General features: G+C 71.1%; 12 protein-coding genes. 3 read left to right on the top strand and 9 right to left on the bottom strand.

All coding sequences use genetic code 11. The annotated features are described in order from the left end of the window. Nucleotides 1-11 precede the first annotated feature (11 nt). From AB0H88_RS46055 to AB0H88_RS46075, 5 genes are all read right to left on the bottom strand, one after another. Nucleotides 12-887: a Gfo/Idh/MocA family oxidoreductase gene (locus tag AB0H88_RS46055; RefSeq protein WP_357655585.1), complete on the bottom strand. Its 876-nt coding sequence runs from the start codon at nt 885-887 to the stop codon at nt 12-14. Then, nucleotides 884-2,197 (bottom strand): hypothetical protein, encoded by a 1,314-nt coding sequence (locus AB0H88_RS46060; RefSeq protein ID WP_357655587.1) that lies wholly within the window; start codon nt 2,195-2,197, stop codon nt 884-886. Before AB0H88_RS46060 ends, AB0H88_RS46055 begins: the two co-directional genes overlap by 4 nt. 11 nt (nt 2,198-2,208) lie before the next feature. Then, on the bottom strand, nt 2,209-3,501 hold the full coding sequence (locus tag AB0H88_RS46065; protein ID WP_357655588.1) for a hypothetical protein: 1,293 nt from the start codon (nt 3,499-3,501) through the stop codon (nt 2,209-2,211). Between the two features lie 86 nt (nt 3,502-3,587). Continuing rightward, entirely contained in the window at nt 3,588-5,684 is a 2,097-nt protein-coding gene (locus AB0H88_RS46070; protein WP_357655591.1) for a glycosyltransferase, read from the bottom strand. A 20-nt stretch (nt 5,685-5,704) separates the two neighbouring features. Then, nucleotides 5,705-6,526 carry a WecB/TagA/CpsF family glycosyltransferase gene (locus AB0H88_RS46075; RefSeq protein ID WP_357655593.1) on the bottom strand — a complete coding sequence of 274 codons (822 nt, stop codon included), beginning with the start codon at nt 6,524-6,526 and terminating at the stop codon, nt 5,705-5,707. A 105-nt stretch (nt 6,527-6,631) separates the two neighbouring features. On the opposite strand from AB0H88_RS46075, the gene AB0H88_RS46080 reads away from it, so the two are divergent. Beyond that, nucleotides 6,632-7,177 (top strand): dTDP-4-dehydrorhamnose 3,5-epimerase family protein, encoded by a 546-nt coding sequence (locus AB0H88_RS46080; RefSeq protein ID WP_357655596.1) that lies wholly within the window; start codon nt 6,632-6,634, stop codon nt 7,175-7,177. A 53-nt stretch (nt 7,178-7,230) separates the two neighbouring features. Here the strand turns inward: AB0H88_RS46080 and AB0H88_RS46085 are convergent, their stop codons facing one another. Next, nucleotides 7,231-8,523: an O-antigen ligase family protein gene (locus AB0H88_RS46085; RefSeq protein ID WP_357655599.1), complete on the bottom strand. Its 1,293-nt coding sequence runs from the start codon at nt 8,521-8,523 to the stop codon at nt 7,231-7,233. Between the two features lie 32 nt (nt 8,524-8,555). Then, nucleotides 8,556-9,281: a hypothetical protein gene (locus tag AB0H88_RS46090; RefSeq protein WP_357655602.1), complete on the bottom strand. Its 726-nt coding sequence runs from the start codon at nt 9,279-9,281 to the stop codon at nt 8,556-8,558. 107 nt (nt 9,282-9,388) lie between these two features. On the opposite strand from AB0H88_RS46090, the gene AB0H88_RS46095 reads away from it, so the two are divergent. Further along, the gene (locus tag AB0H88_RS46095; RefSeq protein WP_357655603.1) at nt 9,389-10,285 is read left to right on the top strand and encodes a DUF6492 family protein; all 897 of its coding nucleotides are present in this window, start codon (nt 9,389-9,391) and stop codon (nt 10,283-10,285) included. Between the two features lie 61 nt (nt 10,286-10,346). Here the strand turns inward: AB0H88_RS46095 and AB0H88_RS46100 are convergent, their stop codons facing one another. Beyond that, nucleotides 10,347-11,153 carry a hypothetical protein gene (locus tag AB0H88_RS46100; RefSeq protein WP_357655606.1) on the bottom strand — a complete coding sequence of 269 codons (807 nt, stop codon included), beginning with the start codon at nt 11,151-11,153 and terminating at the stop codon, nt 10,347-10,349. A 292-nt stretch (nt 11,154-11,445) separates the two neighbouring features. Between AB0H88_RS46100 and AB0H88_RS46105 the strand changes: the two genes are divergently transcribed. Beyond that, nucleotides 11,446-12,414 carry a glycosyltransferase gene (locus tag AB0H88_RS46105; RefSeq protein WP_357655607.1) on the top strand — a complete coding sequence of 323 codons (969 nt, stop codon included), beginning with the start codon at nt 11,446-11,448 and terminating at the stop codon, nt 12,412-12,414. Here AB0H88_RS46105 and AB0H88_RS46110 read toward each other — a convergent pair. Beyond that, complete coding sequence (locus AB0H88_RS46110) at nt 12,383-13,837, bottom strand: oligosaccharide flippase family protein (RefSeq protein WP_357655610.1); 1,455 nt, start codon at nt 13,835-13,837, stop codon at nt 12,383-12,385. The two genes, AB0H88_RS46105 and AB0H88_RS46110, sit on opposite strands and share 32 nt — an antisense overlap. Between the last annotated feature and the right edge of the window lie 22 nt (nt 13,838-13,859).

A 13,859-nucleotide genomic window follows, 5' to 3' on the forward strand; every position in this document is an offset into this window, starting at 1 on the left:
CCGGAGACCCCTTAGCGCGGCTCCGCCTGCTCCAGGAGCCGCTGCAGGTGCAGGCCCCGGTGTACGTCGATCTCGTGTGAGCGCCCGATCCGTACGGCGGTGGCGAACTCCGAGCGCAGGGTCGCCCTGGTCTCCGTCGAGTCCTCCGGCAGCAGTTCGGAGTCGAGCACCAGCTTGCCCTCCGGGCCGTACAGCTCATAGCGGGTCCTGCGGCGTGGCGGGACCCGGCCGCTGATCGTCAGCTGGCTGATCACCTCGTTCTCGTGCAGGCACGTCAGCGCCAGGAAGCCGGCCCGGTTGCCCGCCGGCCTGACCTCCGTGATGCGGCCCAGCGCCGCGTCGAGCAGGTCCAGGCCGTGCGGTCCGGTGTTGTAGAGCACGCCCGCGCGGGAGCGCCACGGGCTGTCGGCGAAGGTGTCGTCGAGGAACTCGCCGGTGAGCTGCATGGCGCGGGCGCCGATGGCCGGGAAGTCGCGGGCCTGCTTGAGGAACTCGCGTACGGCGGGACGGTAGCGGTTGGTCAGCACGAGTTGCGAGGCCACGCCCGTGGCGTCCACCGCGTCGGCGAGCGCCTGCGCGTCGCGTACGGTCAGCGCGATCGGCTTCTCCAGCAGCAGCGCCCGGCCCCGCCGCGCCGCCTGGACGGCCATGGCCGCCTGGACGTCGGGCGGGACGGCGAAGACCACGGCCTCACACCGCTCCAGCAGCCGCTCGTAGGAGGTGAAGGCGGGTACGCCGAAGCGCTCGGCCAGCGCCCGCGCGGCCGGGGCGCGTCTGCTCCAGACGCCCACCAGCCGGGTCTCGGGTCCGGCGGCGAAGACGGGGGCGTGGAAGTCGCGCGCCCAGGGCCCGGCGCCGACCAGGCCCACGTTCACCGGCGCGCTCATGCCGTGACCTTGTAGACGTGGTAGGTGTTCTCCCGCTCGAAGGTGTCGGTGAAGCCGCCGTCCTTCACGGGGAGGGTCCTGTTCTCGAACATGACCTCCACGCTGGAGGCCGAGGCCAGCGCCTTGGGCAGCCGCAGCGTCTGCCGGCCCGGCTGGGCGCCCGGCTTGGGCATGGCGAAGACGTAGGAGGAGCCGTTGAGGTCCTTGAGCATGGTGTCGAGTCCCGGCGCGAAGGTGTGGACGTAGGACTGGGTGTTCAGGACGGGCGCGAGCGTGCGGATCCGCCGGTTCAGCTCCGTCACGGCCGTCCGCGTCGCCTGGGCGCACGGCTCGCGCAGCACGTGCTGGCTCGGGCAGGGCCCGGCGAAGCTGTGGTTGAAGTAGATGACGCCGCGTGCCTCGTGGATGAGGGAGTTCATCACCGCGCCGGCCACCTCGTCGCCGGTGATCGAGCGCAGGCCGTTCGACCCCGGCCAGCCGAGCTCCACGAACGCGTAGATCGGCTGCCTCTTGCCGTCCAGGGCGTCGAGCTTCCTGCCCCGGTCGACGACCATGCCGTAGTTGGCGGCCCGCGGGCACCGGTCGGGCGGCAGCTTGATGAAGTTCTCGGCCTCCGGGCAGATGCCGGTGTCGGTGTACCAGTAGACGTCGGTGGACATGACGTCGGTGTAGCCGTTGACGAACTTCCTCGCCTCGTCGTCGGACTCCCACATGGCGATGCCCTTGCCGTAGTTGGCGTAGTGCAGGCGGCCGTCGCTCTTGGGCAGCTTGTCCTTCAGGGAGCGCATCGCCGTGTAGCCGCAGGGCGGCTTGTCGGGCAGGCACACCTGGCCTTCTCCGCCGTACTTGCCGCTCCAGACGCCGTCACCCGGCCCGGCGAACATGTCGGGCTCGTCGGCGATCATCCAGCCGACCGTCTCGCTGCCCGACCCCGCCAGGGGCTTGCTGGTGATCGCCGACATCCCGTTGGCGCGGATCAGGCCCATGTCGCTGTTGGCCGTCAGCTCGACGTAGGTGTTGAGCCCGGCCTCCTTGTCCATCCGCACGTCGCGTTCCTCGACCACGGACTCGAACCAGACCCCGATGGGGAAGAACGATGGATCGGTCCAACCCGCGGCGGCCGGGGCGCTGAACCTGGAGTAATAGGCCGGGCCGCCCTCCCAGGCGACGCGCGGCAGGCCGAGATCGTCGCGGGTCGACTTGGCCCGCGCGAAGACCCAGCCCACGGCGATCACCAGCAGGGCGATCACCGCGATCAGCAAAATCCGGCTGCTCGTCCTGTTCGTCCTGTTCGTCGTTCGAGAAGTCATTGCCCTCCCAGCTACGGGGCGATCCGGTAGACGTGATAGCTGTGCTCCGCGTCGAAGGTCTCCGTGAAGTGTCCCTCCCTGTCGACCGGGATGGTCCGGTCTTCGAAGATCTCCTCGATGTGACCCGCCGCCGAAAGATCACTGGGTACGGTCAGCACGCGCGGCCCCGGAGCCTGGCCCCGGCCGAGCATCGCGAACAGGTAGTAGGCGCCGTCGTGACGCTTCAGCATGGTGTCCAGCTCGGGCGCGAAGTCGTAGGCGTACGACTGGGTGTTGAGCACCGGCGCGAGCCGCGCGATCCGGCGGTCGAGCTCGGCGACCCCGTGCCTGACCGCCATACCGCAGGCGCGCCGGAGCACGTTGTCCACCTCGCAGGCGGGGTCCGTGCCGTGCGCGTCGTAGACGATCCCCCTGGCTCCGTGGATCAGGGCGCTCATCGCCGCGCCGCCCACCTGCTCGGGGGTGAGGCCGGAGAGCGAGATGATCGCGTACACCGGCTGCCGGCGGCCGTCGGCGGCGTCCAGGGTGCGCAGCCGCTCGACGGTCGCGCCGTAGTTGGCCGCCAGGCGGCACTGGGCCGCCGGGAGCTGCAGCCACCGGGTGGCCTCGGCGCAGACGTTGGGGTCGCCGTACCAGGAGACGTCGGCCGCGACCACGTCGGAATAGCCGTTGACGAACTTGGCGGCCAGCGCCTCCTCCTCCCAGTAGGCCACGCCCTTGCCGAAGGAGGCGTACCGCAGCCGGTCGCCCTTGGGCAGGCGCCCGGCAAGCGTACGCATGACGGTGTAGCCGCACGTGACGAGTACGGGGGCGCAGACGGGCTTGGTGGTGAAGCCGCGGGCGCCCGTCCAGTGCCCGTCGCCCGGTCCCGCCCATACGTCGGCCTTGTCGGCGATCAGCCAGCCCACGGTCTCGGCGCCCGCGCCGGGCAGCGGGCGGCTGGTCAGCGCGGTCATGCCGGACTTCCTGAGCAGATCGGGGCGGCTGCCGTCGGTCAGTTCGACGTAGGTGTTGATGCCCGCGGCCCGGTCCAGCGCGATCTCCCGGCCGGTCCGCGCCGAGGCGAACCAGAGCCCCACGGGGAAGAAGCCGGGGCGGGTCCAGCCCGCCCTGACGGCCGCGGCCGAGCCCTTGTAGGCGGCGGGACCGCCTTCCCAGGGCACCGTGTTCAGGGCCATCGCCGGCGCGGGCAGCGTGCTCGCGACGGGCTTCGGCGGGACGGACCGCAGCCACAGCCCGCCCCCGACGGCCACCGTCGCGGCGGTGAGCAGCGCCGCCCACCTCGTGACTGTCAGTATTCTCACGCCCGCCCTCTTCACACCACCGCTCTTCACACCACCGCTCTTCACGCCAACGCTCTTCACACCACCGCTCTTCACGCCAGCGCTCTTCAACGCCGTGCGTCTGGTGTCTGCTCGGCCAGCGCCATGAGGTCGGCCGCCCGCGCCGACCAGGAGGCGCCGGCCAGCGAGCCGCGCAGCCGCTCCGGCGACTGCGGGCCGCCTTCGGCCAGGCAGACGCGGATGGCCTCGATGAACTGCTCAGGGGTGGTCGCGGTCCTGACGCGGTCGGCGTAGTGGGCCAGCTCGTCGAACTCGGTGCTGACCACGGGCAGGCCGAGCGCCAGGAACTCCTTCAGCTTGATCGGGTTCGCGTGCTTGATCCACTCGTTGTCCAGCCACGGCATGATCGCCACATCGAAGCCCGAGCCGTAGGCGGGGATCACCGAATAGGGGCGTAGGCCCAGCCAGTGCACGTTGGGGTGCTTGGTGAGCCGTTCGATCTGCCCGTTCGCGTCGCCGACGAGCACGAGCGACGCCTCGGGCAGGCCGAGCGCGACCCGTTCCAGCAGGTCGAAGTCCACCACGAAGTCGTCCAGGGCGCCGAAGAAGCCGATCCTGGGCCCCGGGACGGCCCGCAGGTCGGCGGGCTGCCGGTCGGCCGGTACGCGGCTGAAGTGCTCCAGGTCGACCCCGTGGTCGAGGAAGCGGGCCCGCGAACCCGCGAGCGGGCGTTCCTCGGCCATGAGCCCTCGGCTGGCGTACACCACGTGGTCGGCACGTTCCAGAAGGTCACGTTCGAGGGTCTCGATCGTCCTCGTGTCGGACTCGGGGAAGGCGGAGTGGCGGTCCGAGCGGTTGAAGATCAGCGCGCGGCGGCGCATCGGGCGTACCACGTCCCAGGCGGTGGGGATGGTCACCACGATCACCGGCACCTTCAGGCCCAGCCACCGGCAGACCGCCCGTACCTGCGTCCTGACCAGCCAGGCGTTCAGCCCGCGGCCCAGGCGCGAGCCGTACAGGGGGAGCGGGAGCGGCGACATCACCCACAGGTCCGGCTCCACCCGCCGGACGAACTTGGCCACGCTGCGCAGCTTCCTGGCGATGCGCCGCAGCACGAAGGTGGAGCGGCCGGGCATCGGCATGCGCATGCCGATGCTGTTGACGATCAGCACCTTGCGCGATCCCGCGAGGTGGCGCATGAGCTGGAAGTCGGAGTGGGCCCGGTTGTGGTACCACCAGTCCTGGGCGGAGAAGCAGACGTAGGCGGGCGGCGATGGCGGGCCGCCCGGCGGCGTCGGCCACTCGGCCATCGTCGCGAGTTCGCGCAACGCCGCCCGGTGCCGCTCCCCTGCCCGCCGGCCGCGGGTGACGGCGCGCAGCGCCTCGTTCAGTGCGACCGCCAGGCGCATGAGCAGCGCGCGGGGCCTGCCGTACCGCTGCCGGTGCAGTCGCACCCGGTTGGCGGCGGCGAGGGTCCACAGCGGGCTGGAGTTGGCCTGCTCGCCACCCAGGTGGACGGCCACCGCCGCCGGCTCGTAGCGGATCGAGAAGCCGTGGTCGCGGATCTTGAGCATGTACTCGGTCTCCTCCGAGTACAGGAAGTAGCGCTCGTCGAGCGGTCCCATCGCGTCCAGGCACTCGCGCGAGACCAGCCAGGCGGCGCCCGTCGCCCAGTCGGGCGTGCCCGGTCGCTCGTAGGCGCGCGGGTCGACGACGAGCTCGCCCAGCGGCGCGTGGCGGCCCGCTCTGAGCCCGCCGAGCAGCGCCTCTCCCACGGCCCGCAGCACTGTGGGGCGCCGGCGCAGGGACAGTTGCCGCACGCCGTCGGCGCCCAGCAACTGGGGCACCGCGATGCCCGTGCCGGGCACGGCCAGCGCCTCGCGCAGCAGGCGCACCGAGCCGGGTCTGAGCCGGATGTCGGCGTTGAGTATGAGGACGTCACAGCCGGGCGCGGCGGCGATGCCCGCGTTGACGCCCGCGGAGAACCCGCCGTTGCGGCCGGTCCTGACCAGCTCGACGGGGACGCCCGTGGCGAGCACCCGCTCCACCGTGTCGTCCGGGGAGTCGTTGTCCACGACGATGATCCGGGCCGGCTCCCCTTCGCTCAGCACGGTGTCCAGAGAGCGCAGGCACTCCTCGATGACCTGCCCGCTCTGGTAGGTGACGATCACGATGGCAAGCGGCGACCGCTCGGGAACAGTCATCAGGCACCAATCTGTGGGGATCAGGAGCGCCGGCCCAGGGCCAGCCGGTGCCATGCGGCCCCGGCCAGCAGCCTGAGCGCGAAGGGCAGGTCGTCACGCAGGTAGCGGCGTACGAGTCGACGGGGTTCGAGGGCGAGCCTGAACAGCCACTCGCCGCCCACCCGCTGAATCCCGTCCGGAGCCCGCCGGAATCGCCCGGCGGCCATCGGGATGGCGGCGCCGCAGCCGAGGTACCAGGCGTGCGGCAGTTCGGGGCGGAGCGCGGCTATGACGCGTTCCTGCTTGGGAAAGCCCAGGCCCACGAAGACGAGGTCGGGCGCGGCCGCGCGGACCTTCTCCACGGTCTCCCCCATCCCCCCGGCGAGCCGCTCGAAGCCGAAGGGCGGCGCGTACACCCCGGCCACCCGCAATCCGGGGTAACGCCCGGCCAACACCTCGCCGGCCGCCTCCGCCACCCCCGGCTCGCCGCCGAGCAGGAACACCGACCGTCCCTCGCGGGCGGCCACCTCGCTGAGGGTGAACACCAGGGAGGCCCCGGTGACGCGGCCGGGCACGCGCAGACCGCCGAGCCGGGCGGCCCACACCACCGGCATGCCGTCCGCCACCACGAGTTCGGCGCCCGCCACGAGCTCGGCGAGCTCGGGATCGCGGGTGGCGGCGCGGACGATGTCCACGTTGGCGGTCACGATCATGCCGCCCAGGCCGTCGTGCCAGGCCCGCGCGAGGTGCTCGGCGACCTCCGGCTCGGTGATGGCGTCGATCCCGACGGCGCCCACCCGCGCGCGCGGCGCGACAGGTAAGGCGCGGTTCTTTGGACCGTTCTCATCCGACGAGTGGTCCATCGGAATGCCGCACCCCCCGTCTGCCGACTCACCCTTTGGACATCGGTATCGGGCTATATCCGTTACACGCTGGCGACGGCACGGACGCCGGGCCAAGATGTGCCCATGAGAGTCGAGGAAGGCGCGCTCGCGGGGACCCTGCTGTTCGTTCCGAGCCCGCACAGTGACGAGCGTGGCCTGTTCACCAGGACGTTCGACGCCGAGATCGCGACCGAGCACGGATTGGACCCGGCGGCGTTCGTCCAGGACAGCCAGTCCCGCACGGTCAAGGGCGCGATCAGGGCCATGCACGGCCGCTCCGGCCGGGGCGAGGCCAAGCTCGTCAGGTGCGCCCGCGGCGCGGTGTTCGACGTCCTCGTGGACGCCCGGCCCGGCTCACCCACCTTCGGCGAGCGGATGTCGGTGGTCCTCGACGACGAGACCTTCACGCACCTGTACGTACCGCCCGGCCTGCTCCACGGCTACCAGGCGCTGAGCGACGCCGACGTCTGCTACCGGATCGACCGGCCGCACGACCCGGCCGAGGACATCTCCGTCCGCTACGACGACCCCGACCTGGCGATCGACTGGCCGCTCCCGGTCTCGGCGATCAGCGCGCGGGATCTGGCGGCCGGCTCGTGGAAAGAGGCACGACGGCGACTGGAGGGCTGACCTCGCGGCGCGCGGCTGCCCTTTCAGCGTCCCCGCGCGCCCGGAAGCCCGGCTCAGCGTCCCCGCGCGCCCGGAAGCCCGGCCTCGCGGCGCGCGGCCCGCATCAGCGCCCCGGCCAGGCCGATGAGCAGGAACGACAGCGCGGTGGCGGTGCTGAAGGAGTTCAGGTCGAAGGTGGCCGAGCCCACCACCGGCACGATCAGGCAGGCGGCCAGCGTCAGCCCGAGGTCGCGGGTGCGGTCGTCCACGCTGATGCTCCTGACGCGGACAGCCGACCACATCCCGACGACGAAGAGGCCGGCGAACGCCAGCACGCCGATCGCGCCGCCCTGCACGGCCGTCAGCAGGTACTGGTTGTCGAAGACCGGGTGGTGCGGCGGGAACCAGGTGCCGTTGCCCCTGCCCAGCAGGGGGTGCTGCGAGAACTCCGCGATCGCCGTGGTGTAGTCGTTGGTCCGCCAGCGCAGGCTCTCGTCGTTGTCCAGGTTGGTGAACAGCCCGGCGATCGCGCCGATCAGGCCGGGGACGAGCAGCTTCATGACGACCAGGAAACCGGCGAGCGCGACGGCCGCCCTGACGCGCCGGGCGTTGGGCCAGCCGAGGAACAGCACCGCCCCGGAGGCGGCCAGGCCCAGGACCGTCGAGCGCGAGGCGGAGAAGGCCATCCCGCAGGCGATCAGCGCCACCAGGACCCACCAGCGCCGCTGCGGCTCACCGCTCTCCCGCGCGCCGAAGGCGTAGTGGAGGGCGACCGGCAGCACCATCGCGGTCACCACGCCGAACTCGATGGGGTGCCCCGCGGTCGAGGCCACCCGGTTGAGCCCGTTGCGCTCCAGGATCGTCACCTCGACCGCCCGTATGCGGCTGCCGGGGATCTGCATGTACTGGGTCACGTCGAACGACAGCAGGAACTGGATCGCGCCGATCACCCCCATGATGGCGCCGACCACCACCAGCGTCTTCAGCACCAGGTCGATCCGCTCGCGGCTCGGCACGCCGTCCACGCCGATCAGCGCGATGCCCACCATCGCCACCGCGATGACCAGCACGTGGTCGGACAGGTCCTGCTCGTACGAGGGCAGCCACCCGGCGGAGGCGTAGGCGTAGGTCGCGAGGAAGGCGAGCGCGTAGAAGTAGATCGCGTACCGCACCGCCGACGGACCCTTGGCCGCGCCGAGCGTCCTGGTGAGGTGCGCGCAGAACCACCAGACGGCGGCGAACAGCCCGATGGCCTCCGCGTAGGTGAGGTCGAACGGCAGGCCGCCGATCACCTGGCGGGCGGGCACCAGCATGAGCACCACGGTGAAGATCGCGCACAGGGTGGCGGCGTCGGCCCTGTGGGGCACCGGCCGGACGATGGACCGCTCTATCGCCACGTTCAACGCTGCAACACCGCTTCCTCGGTCCGGACATCCGCCTCGGGCGCCGCTTCCGGCCCGTCCCGCTCGTCCCTCCTGCGCCGCAGCCCGGCCATGACGCTCTCGGCGCAGAAGGAGGCGCCGAGCGCGGCGGCCACGCCCAGCGCGAACACGGCCGCGGCGCTGCGGATCTTCCCGCCGCGCTCGGGTAGCGGCTCGGTCGGGGAGACCATCTCGTTCAGGTTGATGTAGGTCTCCGGCGGGGCCTTCAGCACCTCCTGGCGCCGTTTCAGCTCGATCTTGGCCCGCTCGGCGACCCGGACCACGATCGCCCGCGCGTCCTGGGGGACCAGGCTCTTGCCCTCGATGACCACGAAGGGCGCGCTGATGAGCAACTCGGGATTGGGGTGGCCGTTGTTGACCTTGTAGGTGGTCTTGCCGTCCGCCCGGATGCCCATCTGGCCGGCCACCTCCGTGGTGTTGAGGATCTGCACCAGGATGGAGGCCGACATGTTCAGCCCGCCGTCGAAGTTGAGCAGCGGGTTGATGATCGGGTTGGGGTTCTTGGGGTTCGGCGGCCGGTACGACCCGCTCGGCGGCACCGTGAGCACCATGACCGTCGTCGAGGAGTACTGGACGGGGATCTGGGTGTAGACGCCGTAGGCGGCGGTGAGCGTCAGCAGGAACGCGGGAGCCGCGATGTACCAGCGACGCAGGAGGACGATGATCGCGCTCCAGAAGTCCAACACAGCCCCCCAGGCATGTTCCAGCCGTACGTCAAAGCATCGGCGAGGCTGCGACCAGCGTTACTTATCGCGTGTAACGTGCCAAAGCTTCTCTCCGATGAGGGTGAGTGACCAAGCCCATGGCCTCGCTGGCCGTCGTCACCCCCAGCTATGGACCCGACGCGGATCAGTTCGCCGATCTGCACCGCTCCGTGCTGGAGTACACCCCCGAAGACACCGTCCACCACGTCTTCGTGCCGCGTGCCGACCGGCGCCTGTTCGCCGCCCACGAAGGGCCCCGCTGCCGGGTCAGGACCGTGGGAGAGCTGCTGCCGAAGCGCTACGTCAAGGTGCCCCGGCTGGGCATGTGGGTCAACGCCCTGCGCCCGTGGCCGCCCGTACGCGGCTGGGTGATGCAGCAGATCGTCAAGCTGGCGGCCACGGCGGCGATGGACGCGGACGTGGTCCTGGTGGCCGACTCCGACGTGGTGCTCGTCCGGCCGACGACGGCCCAGCGCTCCCTGGTCGGCGGCCGGACACTGCTGCACCGGCTGGAGGACGGGGTGCACCCGCTCATGACGCGGCACGTGCTGTGGCACCGGGTCGCCCGCGAGCTGCTCAGGCTGCCACCGGCGCCCGAGCCGCCGCTGCCCGACTACATGAGCCCGCTCACCTTCTGGGACCCCGCCATCGTGCGCGGGCTCCAGCGGCGGCTCGCCGAGAACACCGGCCGGCACTGGGCCGACGCCTTCGGCTCCCGGCTGCACGTGTCGGAGTTCATGCTCTACGGCCTGTTCGTGGACGAGGTGCTCAGCCCGCCGGACGGGCGCCCGCCGTCGGACACCGGCCTGTGCCACAAGACCCCCGACGAGTCGCCGATGGACCTGCCGACCGCCCTGGCCTTCGCCGATCGGCTCGGGCCCGGGGCGATCGGGATGATGATCTCCGCCAAGTCGGGCACCCCGCGAGAGGTGCGGCAGGCGGCCATCGAGCGCTGCGCCGAGGTCGCCAACCGGGTTGCCTAGCTTTCAGCGCTACGCCGAGGCCGGGTTCCCCGGCCCCGAGCGCCGCGCCAAGGCGGGTTGCCTAACCCGCGCGGCCGTCCTGGTCGGGCTTTCGCTGGTCGGGGGCGATCCCCAGGAACTCGCCGTTGATCCGGGCGAACTCCTCCGTCGCGGGGCCGTCGTCGTCGCGGTCCGCGGACGGGCCGTCGTCGGATCCGCCGGAAGCGGACGACATGACCGTTGAGCGGCCGTTGAGCGCGGGCCCCTTCGCCGTTTCCGGCTCGGCGGCGGGTTCGGGGACGTCCGCTTCGTCCTCGGCCGGCTCCGCCTGGGCGGTACGGCCACGGACGCGGCGGATCCACATCAGGTAGGCGGCGCCGAAGCCGAAGAGCAGGGCGACGACCAGCACCTCCACGGCCAGCTGGATCTTGCCGCCGCCGTCGTACGCGACCGGGATCAGCGCCACGTTGTTGACCGCGATGAACGTGCTCTTCGGCGCGCCCAGCGAGGTCTGGTAGCTGGTCAGCTCCTCACGCAGGCGCCGCTCGGCCCGCTCCAGGATGCCCTTCGCCGTCTCCGCCGTCCGGCTCACGACCTTGATGTGGATGAACGGGCCCTGCGTCACGACGCCCAGCAGGTCGGCGTTCGAACGGCCGTCGTCGATGACGATCTCGGTGCTGCCGTTCTCCTCGATCCCGAGCTTGCGCAGCTCGTCCTTGCTGTTGAGCGCGAGGATGAGGATGCCCGCGACCGTCCGCAGCCCGTCGTTGTACTGCAGCAGCGGGTTGGTCAGGCCGACCGGCTTGGTGGGATCCATCGACAGGGTGCCACCGGACGGCGGCGCGGTCAGGATCAGCGACGACTCGGTCTCGTAACGCGGTGACCCCACGAAGAACGCCACTGTCGCCAGGACGAGGGCGAGGGCGACGATGGGGGGTCCAACACGCTTGTTTCGGATAAGGCCTAACAGATCGTTCCAAAAAGCCATATTTACCCGCCCAAGCCCCCGCCAGTATGGGCCAATGCCTGGCCATAAAAAAAATGGTACAGATTGCTTATCGTGACCGGCCGAGTCGATGTTACGAATCGCCGGACCTGGTTGCCGATCGCCCTGCTTCGCGAGAACATCGGCGCGACCGTACCTCAGCCTCACCTCAGCTTCCGCTAGAAGGGCTGTCCGGATGACGTCCAGATCACCGCACGTACGCTCCTCCGCCTCACTCGTCGGCCGCGCCGAACCGCCCATCGGGGTCGGCATGCCCGTCTACAACGGCGAGCCGTACCTGGAGGGCGCGCTGCGCTCGGTCCTCTCCCAGAAAGGGGTCGACTTCGAGCTGGTGATCGCCGACAACTGCTCGACGGACGGCACCGAGGAGCTCTGCCGCGAGCTGGCCAGGACCGATCCCCGCGTCCGCTACCTGCGGCGCGAGCGCAACGTCGGCATCACGGCCAACCACAACAAGGTCGTCCACGAGACCCGCGGCGAGTTCTTCTCCTACGCCACCTCCGACGACGAGTATCACGAGGACCGCCTGGCCCTGCTCTCGGCGGCGCTGCGCCGCCACCCGTCGGCGGCGGCCGCCATCTCGGGCGTCGAGGAGATCGACGAGACAGGACAGACCATCGGCACCTGGCGCGACACCGCCCCCACCGACCAACCCGACCCGGTGGCGCGTCTACGCCACCGGCTGGACAACTACGACGAGACCATGCACTTCTACGGGCTCATGCGCAGGGAGACGCTGCTGCGGGCCCGGCCGCTGGAGGCCATCCTGCCCGCCGACCGGGTGATGATCTCGGGCCTGGCGCTGCTCGGCCCGCTGGTCGTGGTGGACGAGCTGCTGCTGCGGCACCGCAACCACCCGGGCAGCAACAGCCAGGTCAACCACGCGCGGGCCTTCCGCGCCCGCGAGATGCCCGGAGACCAGCGCTTCTTCCTCCCCAACGTGGAGGAGGGCCGCGCGCTGCTGCGGGTCATCAGGAACGCTCCATTGACCCGCCGCCAGCGACTGCGCGCCTACGCGGCGCTGCGGCCCTGGCTGCGGCGCAACGCCGTGTCCATGGCCCGCAACGTCGCCCACTCGGCCATCGACGTGGCCCGCGGCCCGCGGGGACCGCTCAGCTCGTCACCACCTCGCGAATCTTCCTGATCCGGTCCCGCGAGAGCCCGGTCACCACGTACACGATCAGCCCGGCGCCTCCGGCGGCGCAGAGCCGGACGAAGTCGAAGGCGCCCTCGGTCAGCCTGGCCACCAGCCAGGCGGCCAGGCCGGCCAGCAGGCCGCCGAGGAGCAGCCGGAGGATGCCGGGCAGGACCGGTCCGAGCACGACGCCCGAGCGGCGCAGTTGCAGCGCCGTCACGGGCAGGGCGATCAGCAGCGCGACGGCCGCGTGCGCGATCGCGACGCCCCGGATGCCGTCCAGCCGGGCGCCCGCGTAGAGCGCCGGCAGCAGCACCACGGCCCAGCTCAGGTTCATCCACACGACGAGCCTGGTCGCGCCGAGCGAGGTCAGGATGTCGAAGGCCAGCGCGGTGAGCATCCGCACCACCATCAGCGCCATGAGGAAGGACAGCGCCTGGGCGGCGGGCAGCCACCGCTCGCCGTACAGGAAGGGCACCACCAGGGGCGCCAGCACGCCGAAGAGGACCGCGACGGGCAGCACCAGCGTGATCAGCATCGGCACGATCTGCTGGACGCGCGCGGAGAACGCCTCCGGGCGCTCCTCGGCGACCCGCGAGAAGCCCGGCAGCGTGACGTGGCGCAGGGCCTCGCCGACCAGTCCTGGGACCCAGCTCGACACGTTCAACGCGATCATGTAGAAGCCGAGCGTGGTCGCGCCCAGCAGCCGGCCGATGATGATCGCGTCGGCGTTGAGCACCAGCGCCTCGATGGCCAGGCTGACCGCCAGGGGCATGCCGAAGCCCAGCAGCTTGCGCGCGATGGCCCGCTCGAAGCCCAGCCGCAGCGGCATCTTGGCCCAGACGAACACCAGGACGCCGCTCACCAGGGAGTTGGCGACCGCGCCGATGACGAAGCTGTAGACGCCCGCGCCCATGAGCGCCAGCGTGATCGCCACCGGCACCTGGACGGCGATGCCCGCCATGTTCGCCTTGGCTATCTTGTCCTGCTGGAAGCCGCGGAGCATGACCGCGCTGCGTACGTTGACGAACCCGTCGATCACGATGATCACGGTGAGCAGCCGCACCACCGGCGTGGCCGAGACGTTGCCCGCCAGGCCGGTGAAGTAGGGCGCCGCCACCCAGAACAGCGCGTAGATGGCCACGCTGAGGGTGAGGACCACGGTGGTCGCGGTGACCACCATGTCCTCCAGCTTGCCCCGCCACTGCACGACGGCCGCGACGATGCCGGCGTCGTTGATGTAGAAGAGGAACTGGTTGGCGGCCAGCGCGACCGCGTACAACCCGAAATCCTCCGGGGCGAGCAGGCGGGCCAGCACGAGGCTCAGAGTGAAGGTGGCCAGCTTGGACCCACCCCGCGCCAGCAGCCCCCACCGCAGTCCCCTGCCCGCCGATCCGGCCCGGTGATCGCTGACGGGCTCGCTCGTGCTCACTACTGGCTCACTCGCTACTGGC

Source organism: Nonomuraea sp. NPDC050680, from assembly GCF_040654555.1.
Lineage (GTDB): Bacteria > Actinomycetota > Actinomycetes > Streptosporangiales > Streptosporangiaceae > Nonomuraea.